This window comes from Klenkia terrae, from assembly GCF_900491935.1.
GTDB classification, from domain to species: Bacteria; Actinomycetota; Actinomycetes; order Mycobacteriales; family Geodermatophilaceae; genus Klenkia; species Klenkia terrae.
In genome coordinates this window covers 1176774-1190060 of record NZ_UEXK01000004.1, presented here as the reverse complement: position 1 = coordinate 1190060, position 13287 = coordinate 1176774, and the positions used below count along the sequence as shown (strand labels likewise).

The 13287-nt window shown below is 74.6% G+C and carries 13 protein-coding genes; 6 read left to right on the top strand and 7 right to left on the bottom strand.

Annotated elements, in window-relative coordinates:
- The first annotated feature begins 9 nt into the window (after nt 1-9).
- On the top strand, nt 10-759 hold the full coding sequence (locus LFA75_RS06145; RefSeq protein WP_225232801.1) for a hypothetical protein: 750 nt from the start codon (nt 10-12) through the stop codon (nt 757-759).
- Between the two features lie 14 nt (nt 760-773).
- Here the strand turns inward: LFA75_RS06145 and LFA75_RS06140 are convergent, their stop codons facing one another.
- The 4 genes from LFA75_RS06140 to LFA75_RS06125 form a co-directional block, all read right to left on the bottom strand.
- The gene (locus LFA75_RS06140) at nt 774-2633 is read right to left on the bottom strand and encodes an NlpC/P60 family protein (protein WP_225232800.1); all 1860 of its coding nucleotides are present in this window, start codon (nt 2631-2633) and stop codon (nt 774-776) included.
- A 126-nt stretch (nt 2634-2759) separates the two neighbouring features.
- Nucleotides 2760-2942 carry a hypothetical protein gene (locus tag LFA75_RS06135; protein ID WP_225232799.1) on the bottom strand — a complete coding sequence of 61 codons (183 nt, stop codon included), beginning with the start codon at nt 2940-2942 and terminating at the stop codon, nt 2760-2762.
- 18 nt (nt 2943-2960) lie between these two features.
- Nucleotides 2961-4271: a citrate synthase gene (locus tag LFA75_RS06130; RefSeq protein WP_225232798.1), complete on the bottom strand. Its 1311-nt coding sequence runs from the start codon at nt 4269-4271 to the stop codon at nt 2961-2963.
- Between the two features lie 58 nt (nt 4272-4329).
- The gene (locus tag LFA75_RS06125) at nt 4330-5724 is read right to left on the bottom strand and encodes a class II fumarate hydratase (protein WP_225232797.1); all 1395 of its coding nucleotides are present in this window, start codon (nt 5722-5724) and stop codon (nt 4330-4332) included.
- Nucleotides 5725-5860: 136 nt separating this feature from the next.
- Here LFA75_RS06125 and LFA75_RS06120 point away from each other — a divergent pair, with 136 nt between their 5' ends.
- The 3 genes from LFA75_RS06120 (at nt 5861) to LFA75_RS06115 (ending at nt 7625) form a co-directional block, all read left to right on the top strand.
- A complete protein-coding gene (locus tag LFA75_RS06120; RefSeq protein WP_225232796.1) occupies nt 5861-6805 on the top strand; it encodes a hypothetical protein in 945 nt (314 codons plus the stop codon).
- A 118-nt stretch (nt 6806-6923) separates the two neighbouring features.
- Nucleotides 6924-7055: a hypothetical protein gene (locus tag LFA75_RS23790; RefSeq protein WP_263639356.1), complete on the top strand. Its 132-nt coding sequence runs from the start codon at nt 6924-6926 to the stop codon at nt 7053-7055.
- 144 nt (nt 7056-7199) lie between these two features.
- The gene (locus LFA75_RS06115; protein ID WP_225232795.1) at nt 7200-7625 is read left to right on the top strand and encodes a hypothetical protein; all 426 of its coding nucleotides are present in this window, start codon (nt 7200-7202) and stop codon (nt 7623-7625) included.
- A 66-nt stretch (nt 7626-7691) separates the two neighbouring features.
- On the opposite strand, the gene glpX is transcribed toward LFA75_RS06115, so the two are convergent.
- The gene (glpX, locus tag LFA75_RS06110; RefSeq protein WP_263639355.1) at nt 7692-8747 is read right to left on the bottom strand and encodes a class II fructose-bisphosphatase; all 1056 of its coding nucleotides are present in this window, start codon (nt 8745-8747) and stop codon (nt 7692-7694) included.
- Between the two features lie 83 nt (nt 8748-8830).
- On the opposite strand from glpX, the gene LFA75_RS06105 reads away from it, so the two are divergent.
- Nucleotides 8831-9451, top strand: coding sequence for a DUF4245 domain-containing protein (locus LFA75_RS06105; RefSeq protein WP_225232794.1), 621 nt, complete (start codon nt 8831-8833; stop codon nt 9449-9451).
- 68 nt (nt 9452-9519) lie between these two features.
- On the opposite strand, the gene LFA75_RS06100 is transcribed toward LFA75_RS06105, so the two are convergent.
- Nucleotides 9520-9741: an exodeoxyribonuclease VII small subunit gene (locus LFA75_RS06100; RefSeq protein WP_225232793.1), complete on the bottom strand. Its 222-nt coding sequence runs from the start codon at nt 9739-9741 to the stop codon at nt 9520-9522.
- Nucleotides 9738-10958, bottom strand: a complete 1221-nt coding sequence (xseA, locus tag LFA75_RS06095; RefSeq protein WP_225232792.1) for an exodeoxyribonuclease VII large subunit — start codon at nt 10956-10958, stop codon at nt 9738-9740. The genes LFA75_RS06100 and xseA overlap by 4 nt, the downstream gene beginning before the upstream one ends.
- A gap of 83 nt (nt 10959-11041) precedes the next feature.
- Between xseA and LFA75_RS06090 the strand changes: the two genes are divergently transcribed.
- Nucleotides 11042-13102: a transglycosylase domain-containing protein gene (locus LFA75_RS06090; RefSeq protein ID WP_225232791.1), complete on the top strand. Its 2061-nt coding sequence runs from the start codon at nt 11042-11044 to the stop codon at nt 13100-13102.
- The last annotated feature ends 185 nt before the right edge of the window (nt 13103-13287 follow it).

Here is a 13287-nt window from a genome sequence, read left to right as displayed (position 1 = left end):
CCCCGCTCGATGTCGACCCTGGGCGCGGCCCTCCGGTTGCTGCCCCGGCTGGACCGCCGGACCTGCGACCTCGGCGACCTGGTGGACGCCGCCCGGCTGCTGGTCGCGGCCGGTCGCCCGGGCCTGCGGCTGGTCCTCGACGAGGACGACCCGCGCCACCCCGAGCTGGTGGTCGAGGAGGAGGAGCGCTCCCGGCGCACCGACCTGGGCGACCTGGCCGGCGGGATCGTCGGCAGCCAGCTCGACCTGGGCCCCGCCGGCCTCGCGGCCGCGCTCGACCGCTGGCTCGACGAGCGCCCGGTCACCGACGCCGAGGCCGCCCGCCGCGGCATCGCCGTCCTCGGGTGGGCCGGTCCGGCCGGTGACGAGCTCGCCTGGCAGGTGGCCGTGCAGCGGCGCACCGGCCTGATGGCCTGGACCCCGCACCCGTTCACCGCCGTCCTCGACGTGCTCTCCGTGCAGGAGGCGGCCCGCGCGCGGGCTGCCGACGTGGTGGTCCGCTGCACGGCGGAGGGCCCCGTCCTCCTGCTGGACGCCGACCAGCCGCACCTGGCCACAGCTGCGCTCAGCGCCCCTGAGCAGGTCCTGGCCCGGGCCGCGGCGCTGGGCCTGCGGCTGTCCGACGGCAGCGTCGTCATCACCCCCGGCCGGCCGGTCGCCTGGGCCGGTCAGGCCGTCGCCCGGCGGTTGGCCGGCGAGACGGTCGAGCCGTGCGCCGTCCTGCGCTGGCGCGAGCTCTCGGACCTCCCCTGGTCCTGAGCTAGGGCCTCCGCTCAGCTGCGGAGGGCGCCGAACTCCCAGTGCCAGGGCTCCGGGTTCTCCCCGGTCGCCTGCGCCCAGTCCGGCTGCACCCAGCCGAAGTAGCCGGCGTAGGTCGCCATCCACTGGTGCTGGGCGGTCCCGAACCCGTTGACCCCGCCGCAGAGGTCCACCGCCAGGCCCCAGCCGTGGTTCGAGGTGCCGGGGACCGCGGTGATGCCGGGCTTGCGGCGGTGCGCGTCCTGCTGCGCGCCGAAGGAGCGGTAGGAGTCGGTGATGCACAGCGGGGTGCCGAAGGCGCGCTGGTAGGCCTGCGACAGCGCGGTGTAGGGCGCGGCCGCGTCGCACCGCAGCAGCTGCCCGCCGCCGATCGGGCACAACGTCGAGGTCGGGATGCGGCCGTTGGACCACCCGCCCCAGGCCGGGTCGACCGGTGCGGCCGTGACCGGGGTCGAGGGCCCCCCGCAGGTCGCCGGCAGGGTGCCGGTGCCCGGGGGCAGGGCGTTGGGGGTGGCCGCGGGCACGGTGACCCGGATGCCGGTGGCGCCCTCGGGGAGGGTCGACACGACGACCTGGTGCGCGGCGGCCGAGGCCGTGACGACGAGACCGGCGCCCACCGAGATGCCGACGTCGTCCAGCCCGGTGAGGTCGTCGACCCCGAAGACCAGGTCGCCGGCCTGCAGCCGGTCGCCGGGCACGACGGACCCGCCGGTCCACTGGGTGGCCAGGTCGGCGCCCAGGGCGGTCCCGGCGGCGGTCCAGACGGTGTCGGCGAGGCCGGCGCAGTCCACGCCGGTCGTGCTGGTGCCGCCGGCCAGGTAGGGCGTGCCCAGCTGGGCGAAGGCGAAGCTGACCGCCGCGGCGGCCTCGGCGGAGGGCACGGGGACGACGGCGCCGTCGACGACGCCCGCGGCCACGCCGGGCACCGGGGCGCCGGAGGCGTCGCGGGCCGGGGTCAGACCACCGGGCAGGTCGCCGGCGCGCAGCTGCTGGGCCGTGGGCAGGGTGATGCCGGCCGCGGTGAGCGCGGCCAGCCGGGCCTGCCAGGCGGCGCGGGCGGCGCCGTCGGTGGCCTGCTGGTCGGCCGACGAGGGGCCGACGGTCAGCCCGGCCAGGGCGACGGTCACCACCGGGTCGAGCGCGGTGGCCCGGTCGCGGGCAGCGGTGGTGACCTCGGCGACCTGCCGGCGTGCGGCCGCGAGGACCGCCTCGGCGGTGGCGACGCGCCCGGCGGCGGCCTCTGCGGTGCGCGCGGTGGACTGCGCCGTGACGGTCAGCCCGGCCAGCTGCTGCCCGGTCCGCTGCGCCGCGACGGCGAGGGAGCCGGCGACGGCGGGGTCGGTGCCCGCCGGGTAACCGGCGGCTACCGCCCGGTCGACGGGGGTGCCCTGGTACAGCGCGCCGGCACCGGTGCCGACGGCGGTCCGGGCGGCGGCCAGGTCGGCCTGCGCGGTGGTCTGCGCGGCGCGCGCGGCGGCCAGCTCGTTCTCGGCTGCGGACACGGCGACCCGGGCGGCGTGCAGGTCGGTGGTGGTGGCGGTCAGGTCGTCCCGCAGCTGGGTCGCGGCGGCCGCGGGGTCCAGGGCGATGGAGGCGGCGGCCGGGGTCTCCGGCTGCACGCCGGACATCACGACGGCGGCGACGAGGACGACGGCCAGGGCGCCGCCGATCGCGCCGGTGCGATGGGTCCAGCGGACGACCGCGGCCAGGCGCCGGGCGCGGGCGTCGGCCTTGCGCTGCGCCCGGGCGGCCAGTGCCTGCCGACGGGCCGCCGCCCGCGCGCGGGCGCGGGCCCGGGCGAGCTCCTCGGGTGTCCGGGTCGCCGGCCGCGGGGCGGCCGGTCGCCGGGCAGGGGCAGGCGAGCGCGCTGGCACGGTGCTCCCCCCGGCACCCGGTCGCGCCCGCGCCGGTGGCGGGCAGTCGGTCGACCGGTGTCCACGGAGGGGATCGGGACGTCGACGGCACCGGTTGAGGCAGCTACCCCGCCCGGGAGCCCGCTCTCACCCGTCCGGGGGAGCCCACCACGCACCGTGCCGGTCGTGCAGCGCGATCCGGACGGTGCCGCCGTCCGCGGTGGTCACGACCAGCTCCACCGCGACGACGGTGCGTCCGTCCGGGTCGGGCAGCAGGCGCCCGGAGGCCAGCGGCACGGGCGGCACGCGGAAGGTGTCCCCGTCGTCCATCTGTCCTCCGGGGCCGGCTCAGCGCTGGTCGAGCGGGACGAACGCGCGCTCGGTGGGGCCGGTGTAGAGCTGCCGCGGGCGGCCGATCTTGGTGGCCGGGTCCTCGATCATCTCGCGCCACTGGGCGATCCAGCCCGGCAGCCGGCCCAGGGCGAACAGCACGGTGAACATGCGGGTCGGGAAGCCCATGGCCCGGTAGATCAGGCCGGTGTAGAAGTCGACGTTCGGGTAGAGCTTGCGCTGCACGAAGTAGTCGTCGGTGAGCGCGACCTCCTCGAGCTGCCGGGCGAGGTCGAGCAGTTCGCTGTTGCCGCCCAGCTTGTCCAGCACGGAGTCCGCGGTGTTCTTCACGATCGCCGCGCGCGGGTCGTAGTTCTTGTAGACCCGGTGCCCGAAGCCCATGAGCTTGACGCCGGGCTCCTTGTCCTTGACCCGCTTCACGAAGGCCGGGATGTCGCCGCCGTCGGCCTTGATGCCCTCGAGCATCTCCAGCACCGACTGGTTGGCCCCGCCGTGCAGCGGGCCGAACAGCGCGTTGATGCCGGCGGAGACCGACGCGAACAGGTTGGCGTGCGAGGAGCCCACGAGCCGCACCGTCGAGGTCGAGCAGTTCTGCTCGTGGTCGGCGTGCAGCACGAAGAGCATGTCCAGCGCCTTGACCAGCTCGGGGTCCAGGTCGTAGGGCTCCGCGGGGAACCCGAAGGTCATGCGCAGGAAGTTCTCCACCAGCCCGAGGGAGTTGTCCGGGTAGAGGAACGGCTGACCGACCGACTTCTTGTAGGCGTAGGCCGCGATCGTCGGCAGCTTCGCCAGCAGGCGGTAGGTGCTCATCTCGACCTGGTCGTGGTCGAAGGGGTCCAGCGAGTCCTGGTAGAAGGTCGACAGGGCGCTCACCGCCGACGACAGCACCGGCATCGGGTGCGCGTCGCGCGGGAAGCCCTTGAAGAACTGCTTGAGGTCCTCGTGCAAGAGGGTGTGCCGGCGGATCTTGCCGTCGAACTCCTCGAGCTGCGCCGGGGTCGGCAGCTCGCCGTGGATGAGCAGGTAGGAGACCTCGACGAAGCTGGCCTTGCCGGCCAGCTGGTCGATCGGGTACCCGCGGTAGCGCAGGATCCCGGCGTCGCCGTCGATGTAGGTGATCGCCGAGCTGCAGGCCGCGGTGTTCACGAACCCGATGTCCAGCGCCACGTTGCCGGTGGTGGCCAGCAGCTTGCTGGTGTCGAAGCCGTCGGAACCCTCCGACGCGGCGCGCAGGGGGAACTCCAGTTCACCCCCCGGGTAGTGCAGCGTGGCCGGACCGGTTACCTCGGTGTCTGCTGTGGCGCTCATTGAGTCAGGACGCTACCGACTCGGGGATGCCGCGGCACCACCGAGTCGGCAGCGGGTGTCACGGGTGGGTCATCGACAGCACGTCGAGGGCGGCGTCCAGCTGCTCCTCGGTGAGCTTCCCCTGCTCGACGTAGCCACGCTCCACCACGACCTGGCGGATCGTCTTCTGCTCCTTGAGCGAGGTCTTGGCCACGATCGCCGCCTCCTCGTAGCCGATGTACTTGTTCAGCGGCGTGACGATGGACGGCGAGCTCTCGGCGTAGGTGCGGCACTGCTCGACGTCGGCGGTGATGCCGTCGACGCAGCGGTCGGCCAGCAGCCGGGAGACGTTGGCCAGCAGCCGGATGGACTCCAGCACGTTGCGGGCCATCAGCGGCAGCGTCACGTTCAGCTCGAAGGAGCCGGTCGTGCCGGCGAAGGTGACCGCGGCGTCGTTGCCGATGACCTGGGCGGCGACCTGGATCGCGGCCTCGGGCAGGACCGGGTTCACCTTGCCGGGCATGATCGAGGAGCCGGGCTGCAGGTCGGGCAGCGCGATCTCGCCCAGGCCGGTCCGGGGGCCCGAGCCCATCCAGCGCAGGTCGTTGCAGATCTTGACCAGCCCGACGGCGATGGTCTTGAGCTGGCCGGAGGCCTCGACCAGGCCGTCGCGGGAGCTCTGCGCCTCGAAGTGGTCGCGCGCCTCGGTCAGCGGCAGCTCCATCTCGGTGGCCAGCCGCTCGATGATCGCCGCGGCGAACCCGGGCGGGGTGTTGATCCCGGTGCCGACCGCGGTGCCGCCCAGCGGCAGCTCGCCGATGCGGGGGAGGGAGGCCTGCAGCCGCTCCACGCCGTACCGGATCGCCGCGGCGTACCCGCCGAACTCCTGGCCGAGGGTGACCGGGGTGGCGTCCATCAGGTGCGTGCGGCCGCTCTTCACCACGGTGGCGAACTCGGTCGCCTTGCGCTCGAGGGAGGCGGCCAGGTGCTCCAGCGCCGGCACCAGGACGACGACGACGGCCCGGGTCGTGGCGATGTGGATCGCGGAGGGGAACACGTCGTTGGAGGACTGCGACGCGTTGACGTGGTCGTTGGGGTGCACCGACAGCCCGGAGGCCTCCGACGCCAGCGTCGCGATGACCTCGTTGGTGTTCATGTTCGACGAGGTCCCCGACCCGGTCTGGAACACGTCGATCGGGAAGTGGTCGTCCCAGTCCCCGCGGGCCACCTCGGCCGCGGCGGTGCCGATGGCGGCGGCCACGTCGTCGGGCAGCACACCGAGCGAGGCGTTCACCGCAGCGGCGGCCCCCTTGATGGCGGCCAGCGCACCGATCAGCTCGCGCTCGATCGGGGTGCCGCTGATCGGGAAGTTCTCCACGGCGCGCTGGGTCTGCGCACGCCACTTGGCGTGGGCCGGCACCCGGACCTCGCCCATGGAGTCGTGCTCGATGCGGAAGTCCTGCTCGGTGGCCACGCTGCTCTCCCGGGGGAACGTCGGTCGGTTCGGCACCGACCCTAGACAACCGGCCGGGGTACCCGTGCCGCAGGCACTGGTGGACCGGTCACCGGTTGCCTACGCTGCGCGGCGACGCCGATCGAGGAGCACCGCCATGTCCCAGCCCCCGTACCCCCCGAACGACGGATCCCAGCCGCCCTACGGGCAGCAGCCCGACCCGTACGGGCAGCAGGGCCAGTACGGGCAGCCGCAGTACGGCCAGCCCGACCAGTACGGGCAGCAGGGCCAGTACGGGCAGCAGCCCCAGTTCGGCCAGCCCGACCAGTACGGCCAGCAGGGCCAGTACGGGCAGCCGCAGTACGGGCAGCCGCAGTACGGCCAGCCCGACCAGCAGTTCGGCCAGCAGCCCTACGGCCAGCAGCCGCCGAAGAGCAAGGGCCCGCTGATCGCCCTGGCCATCGGCGCGGTCGTGGTCGTGGCGGCGATCGTCGTCGGGCTCGTGCTGTTCCTCGGTGACGACGACGACTCCGGCACCACCGCCGCACCCACCTCGACCTCGGCCTCGTCGTCGGCTGCCTCGTCCTCGAGCTCGTCCGGGTCGTCGTCCAGCTCGTCGTCCGGCGGCGGGTCCGGCGGCGGGTCCGGGTCGGTGCCCGAGGGGACCGCCCCCAGCGGCCTCGGGGACGACGCGGAGCTCGACCAGCTGGCGGAGCAGTGCTTCGCGGAGGACTGGGCGGCCTGCGACACGCTGTGGCTGACCTCCGACGTCGGCTCGGACTACGAGACCTACGGCGAGACCTGCGGCGGGCGCAACGACCCGTCCGCGGGACAGTGCGCGTCCACCTACGGGGACGGCAGCGGCGGCTCGTCCGGCGGGGACATCCCGCCCCCCGGCGCGAGCCCGGACGGACTCGGCACCGATACGTCGCTGAACGCGCTGGCCAGCAGCTGCTACGGCGGCTCGATGAGCGACTGCGACTCGCTCTACTTCGCCGCCTCCGCGCCCGAGCAGCAGGTCTACCGGGACTACGGCGACTCCTGCGCCGGCCGGCAGGCAGTCGGGACCGGCGTCACCTGCCGGACGGCGTTCCCCGGCTGACCCCGGCCGCGCGCGGGCTCCGTCGCCGTCGGTAGGTCACCGGACGGTCACGGGAAGTGGCCTGGTGGCCAGCGGATCCCTAGGATCCGCTGGCCACCGGAACCGAGGAGTCCACCGCATGTCGCAGCCCCCCTACCCGCCCGCCGACGGTCAGCAGCCGTGGGGTGGTGACCAGTACGGGCAGCAGCCCCGGTACGGCCAGCCGCAGTACGGGCAGCCCGGGTACGGCCATCCCCAGTACGGGCAGTAGCCGCAGTACGGGCAGGACCAGTACGGGCAGCAGCAGTACGGGCAGCAGCAGTACGGACAGCAGCCGGCCTACGGTCAGGCGCCCTACGGCCAGCCGCCCAAGGACAACAAGAACACGATCATCGCCGCGTCGATCGCCGCCGTCGTGGTGATCGCGGCGATCGTGGTCGGCCTGGTGGTCTTCCTCGGCGGGGACGACGACGACACCACGACCACGGCGCCCACGAGCACCGCGGCGTCGACCAGCTCGTCGTCCTCCAGCTCGTCGTCCTCCGGCTCGTCGTCCTCCAGCTCGTCGTCCTCCAGCTCCTCGTCGGCGAGCAGCTCGTCGGACGACGGCGACATCTACGGCACCATCGTCGAGGGCACGCCCACCTCGCCGGACGGTCTCGGCGACGACCCCGAGCTCGACGGGTACGCGCAGCAGTGCTTCGACGGCGACGTCGAGGGGTGCTACGACCTGTACTTCAGCTCGGACATCGGCTCGGTCTACGAGATGTACGCCGAGAGCTGCGGCGGGCGGGTGCCCTACACCGAGCAGTCCTCGGTGTTCGACTGCTCGGACTTCTGACCCCCCACGACCGACGACGGCCGGGTCCCCCGCGTGGGGGCCCGGCCGTCGTCGCGTCGCCGTCGATCAGTAGGGCGGGTCGCCCGCCGAGAGCTGGTTGAGCTTCTCGAGGGAGTGCAGGCTCTCGATGGCCCGGATGGTGCCCGACCGGGAGCGCATGACCAGCGACTGCGTGGTGCACCCGCCCGAGCGGTACTGCACGCCGCGCAGCAGCTCGCCGTCGGTGATGCCGGTGGCCACGAAGAACACGTCGCCGCGGACCAGGTCGTCGATGTCGAGCACCCGGTCCAGGTCGTGGCCGGCGTCGATGGCCTTCTGCTTCTCCTCGTCGTCCTTGGGCATGAGCCGGCCCTGCAGGGCGCCGCCCATGCACTTGAGCGCGCAGGCGGTGATGATGCCCTCGGGCGTGCCGCCGATGCCCAGCAGCAGGTCCACGCCGGTGCCCTCGCGGGCCGCGGCGATGGCGCCGGCGACGTCGCCGTCGGAGATGAACTTGATCCGGGCCCCGGCGTCGCGGACCTCCTGGGCCAGCTTCTCGTGCCGGGGGCGGTCGAGGATGACCACGGTGACGTCGGCCGGCCAGGCTTTCTTCGCCTTGGCCACGCGGCGGATGTTCTCCTTCACCGGCAAGCGGATGTCGACCACGTCGGCGGCGATCGCGCCGGTGGCGATCTTGTCCATGTAGAACACGGCCGACGGGTCGTACATCGCGCCCCGGTCGGCCACCGCGAGCACCGAGACGGCGTTGGGCATGCCCTTGGCCATCAGCGTCGTGCCGTCCACCGGGTCGACGGCGACGTCGCACTCGGCCCCGGTGCCGTCGCCGACCTCCTCGCCGTTGAACAGCATCGGGGCCTCGTCCTTCTCGCCCTCCCCGATGACGACGGTGCCGCGCATGCTGACGGTCTGGATCAGCGCCCGCATGGCGTCCACCGCCGCGCCGTCCCCGCCGTTCTTGTCACCGCGGCCCACCCAGCGACCGGCGGCCATCGCGCCGGCCTCGGTCACCCGGACCAGCTCCATGGCGAGGTTGCGGTCGGGGCGGATGCCCGTGGGCGGCGTCTGCTCGTGGAAGGCGGAGTGGTAGGTCGGGACCGGACCGTCCGGGACGGGCAGGGACAACGAGGACCTCCTCGGGAGGCCGCCGCGCCGGTGGAGCACCGCCGGGCGACGGGATGGGGGAGCGCTGCTGCGATCCTAGGTGCATGGCCGACACCGCACCCCAGGGTCAGCAGGCTCCCGACGCCACCCAGGCCGCGGTCGTCCGCACCTCGGCCGACGAGCGCGCGGCCAAGTTCACCGCCGCCAACATGGTCCGCTCGCTGCTCCCGCTGACCGTGATCGTGCTGGCCCTGGTGGGTCTGGTGGCGCTGCGGCAGAACTCCGCCGACCCCGTCCGCCCCGTCGAGATCCAGTCCGGCATCCAGCTGGCCGCCGCACGCGCGAGCTACCCGCTGCTGGTGCCGCTGGACCTGCCCGAGGACTGGCGGCCCACCAGCATCCGCACCGACGCCGGCGCCGCCACCGAGGACGGCGACCCCGTGACCCTGGCCATCGGCTGGGTCACCCCCGACGAGGAGTACGCCGGCTACGTCGTCGGGGACGACCCCCGGGCCGACGACCTGGACACCGTGCTCAGCGGTGCCGACGAGGTCGGCACCGTGCAGATCGGCGGCCGGGACTGGACGCAGCTGACCACCCAGCGGGAGGAGACCGCCTACCGGCTGGACGCCGGCGACGACGTCGTCGCGGTGGTCACCGGCTCGGCGTCGGACGACGAGCTGCGCACCCTGGCCGCAGCGGTGGCCGTCTACTCCGCCGGCTGACGGAAGGACCCCGTCCAGCCCTCCGCCCGCAGGCTCGCGAGGGAACCCGGGACGGGGCCGCACAGGCGTCAGTCGTCCTGCGGACTGGCTCTCTGCAGCCGCTCGCGGGCGGCGTCCAGCCAGTGCTGGCAGACCCCGGCCAGCTCCTCGCCGCGCTCCCACAGGGCCAGGGACTCCTCGAGGGTCAGCCCGCCGCCCTCCAGCTTCCGGACGACGTCGGCGAGCTCCTCGCGGGCGTCCTCGTAGCTCTGGGTCGGCGGTGCGTCGTCAGGTGTCCCGGGCGTGCTCACGGTTGCCCATCCTGCCGGTCGACGCGCACCGGGATGCGACCGCCGGCCACCCGCACCGCGAGCGCCTGGCCGTCGGCCACGTCGTCGGGGTCGCGGACGAGCCCGCCGTCCGCGGTCTGCACCAGGGCGTAGCCGCGCTCCAGGGTGGCCTGCGGGGACAGCGCGGTGACCCGGGCCCGGGCGTGCTCCAGGTCCCGGACGGCCAGGTCGACCCGGTGGACCAGCGTCCGGGTGGCCCGGAGCCGGAGTGCCGCGACGTCGTCGTCCCGGCCGGCCAGCAGCCGCCGGGGCTCGGCGATCGCCGGCCTGCTGCGCACCTGGTCCAGCCAGCGCTGCTGCTGGTCCAGCCGGCCGGTCACCAGGGCCAGCGCCCGGGCGCGCAACCCGTCGACCAGTCGGCGCTGCTCGCCGATCTCCGGGACCACCCGGTGCGCGGCATCCGTGGGGGTGGCCGCCCGGACGTCGGCCACGTGGTCGACCAGCGTCGTGTCGGTCTCGTGCCCGACGGCGGTGACCACGGGCGTGCGGCAGGCGGCGATCGCCCGCACCAGGCCCTCGTCGGAGAAGGGCAGCAGGTCCTCCACCGACCCACCCCCGCGGGCCAGCACGATGACGGCCACCTCGGGGTCGCGGTCCAGCCGCTGCAGCGCCGCCATGACCTCGCCGGCGGCCGAGGGCCCCTGCACGACGCAGTGCTGGACGGCGAACCGGACGGCCGGCCAGCGCCGCCGCGCGGTGACCAGGACGTCGCGCTCGGCGGCGCTGTCCTTGCCGGTCACCAGCCCGACGACGGCCGGCGCGAAGGGCAGCGGTCGCTTGCGGACGGCGTCGAAGAGCCCCTCGGCGGCCAGCAGCCCGCGGATCCGCTCGATCCGGGCCAGCAGCTCGCCCAGGCCGACCGCCCGGATCTCGGTGGCCCGCAGCGAGAACGACCCGCGGGCGATGTAGTAGTCCGGCCGGGCCCGCACGAGCACCCGGGCACCCTCGGTGAGCGCCAGCCCCGGCCGGTCGGCGACGTCGCGCGGGCAGGTGACCGGGACCGACAGGTCGGCCGCGGTGTCCCGCAGGGTGAGGAAGACCGTCGCCGCGCCCCGCCGGGAGAGCTGGGCGACCTGGCCCTCCACCCACACCTCGCCGAGCCGGCCGATGTACTCGGCGACCTTGCGGGCCACCGTGCGGACCGGCCACGGCTGCTCGGCGGAGGAGGGGGCGGTCACGGGTCGAGCCTGCCAGGTGCCGGCCGCGGCGGCTGCCAGCCCGCTCCCAGGCCCCGGCCAGGACCGGGGTGCAGCCTGCTGCGGTGCGGGTGCGGACGTGGGGTGGACTGGTCGGTGCGGTGGTGGTCGCCGGGGTGCTGGTCGCCGCCGGTGTGGTGCCCTGGGTGCTGGTGGCCGACGCGGCCGGGCAGGCGGTCGGTGACCGCCAGGGGCCGCTGTCGGCGGCCACCGTGGCTGAGGTGACCGAGCAGCCCCTGCCGGCGGTGACCCAGGTGCTCGCCGCGGACGGCTCGCTGATCACGGACTTCTACGACCGCGACCGGGTGCCGGTCGCCGCCGACGCGATCGCGCCGGTCATGGGCACCGCGCTGGTCGACGTGGAGGACTCCCGCTTCTACTCCCACGGCGGCGTGGACCCGATCGGCACGCTGCGGGCCCTGGTGGCCGACCTGTCCTCGGGCGGGGCCGCCCAGGGTGGGTCGACGCTGACCCAGCAGCTGGTCAAGCAAGTGCTGCTGCAGGACGCGACCACGACCGCCGGGCAGCAGGCGGCCACCGCCGACACGGTCGCCCGCAAGCTGACCGAGGCCCGGCTGGCCCTGGCGGTGGACGCCCGGCTCAGCAAGTCCGAGATCCTCACCCGCTACCTCAACACGGTCTACTTCGGGCACGGGGCCTACGGCGTGCAGGCCGCCGCGCGGACCTACTTCTCGGTCGATGCATCGGCCCTGACGCCGCTGCAGGCGGCCACCCTGGCCGGGCTGGTGCAGAACCCGTCGGCCGACGACCCGATCGCCCACCCGGACGCGGCGCAGGCCCGCCGGGACGTCGTCCTGCAGCGGATGCACGACCACGGCGACCTGGACGACGCCGACCTGGCCGCCGACACGGCCGCCCCGGTGGCGACCACGCCGACCGCAGCGCCGCCGCAGGGCTGCGCACAGGCGCTGGGCGGCGGGTTCTTCTGCAGCTACCTCCGCACCTACCTCACCGGCACGCTCGGCCTGACCGACGCCGAGCTCGACGGCGGTGGGCTGACCATCCGCACGACGCTGGCGCCGGGCGTCCAGCAGGCCGGCGACGCCGCCGTCGTCCGCACGGTGCCGCGGGACAGCTCGTTGGCCGCGGTCTACGACGTCGTGCAGCCCGGCACCGGGCACGTGCTGGCGATGAGCGTGAACCGGACCTACGGCTGCACCGGGGACGGGTGCACCTCGGTGGACCTGCCGACGGCGGCCGCCCGCGGGTCGGGATCGACCTACAAGCTGTTCACCGCGGCGTACGCCCTCCAGCACGGCTACACCGCATCGTTCACCCAGACCACCTCGGACCCGTACACGTCCACGGTCTACAAGCGGGACGGCGGCACCCGGGGCGTGCCGTACACGGTGGGCAACGCCGGGCACTACCCGGCGACGCTCGACCTGGCCGACGCACTCGTCGAGTCCTCCAACACCTTCTTCGTCGGCCTGGAGGACCACCTCGGCAGCGTGGCGGGACCGGTGCACGAGGCGCAGACCCTCGGCCTGGCGTCGCTGACCGACGACGACGCCCAGCAGATCGTCGACGGCGAGCAGGGCTCGTTCACCCTGGGACCGCAGGCGACCAGCCCGCTGGACCTGGCCGACGCCTACGCCACGGTGTTCTCCGGCGGCACCCGGTGCGACCCCACCCCGGTGACCGCCGTCCTCGGGCCCGGCGGCACCCAGCTGGCCGGCAGCGGGGGAGCCCTGGACACCGGGGACCACTGCACGCCCGGGGCGCTGCCGGCGCCGGTGGCCCACACCCTCGCCCAGGTCATGCGCGGTGACGTCGAGTCCGACATCGGCACCGCCTCCCGGGCGCGGGTCTCCGGGCACGACATCGCCGGCAAGACCGGCACCACCCAGGGCAACGTGTCGGTCGCCTTCGTGGGGTCCACTCCCGACTACACCGCGAGCGTGCTGGTGTTCGACCCGGACCAGAACGTCGACGTCGGTGGCTTCGGCGGGGGGAAGAGCGCCCAGATCTGGCACGACGCGATGGCCCCGGTGCTCGCCCAGGGACCGACCCCGGACTTCCCGGCGGCCGACCGGACGGTGCTCGGCGTGCCGGCGGGCGGGGACTGCCCGTTCCGGGAGGGCGACCTGGCGCTGGTCTGCTGAGCGCAGCCGCGCTCAGTCGATGCAGGTGGAGGTGTCGAAGCTGTGGCCGCCGTCGGGCGCCGGATCCGCCGCGACGGCGCCCCCCTCGGCACCCGTCGCGGCGGCGGCCCCGGTGACGGTGCCGGAGCCCAGGCCGGCCAGCGCCGGCGCGGCGGCGCCGGCCCGCCCGGCGGCCCCCGGGGCCG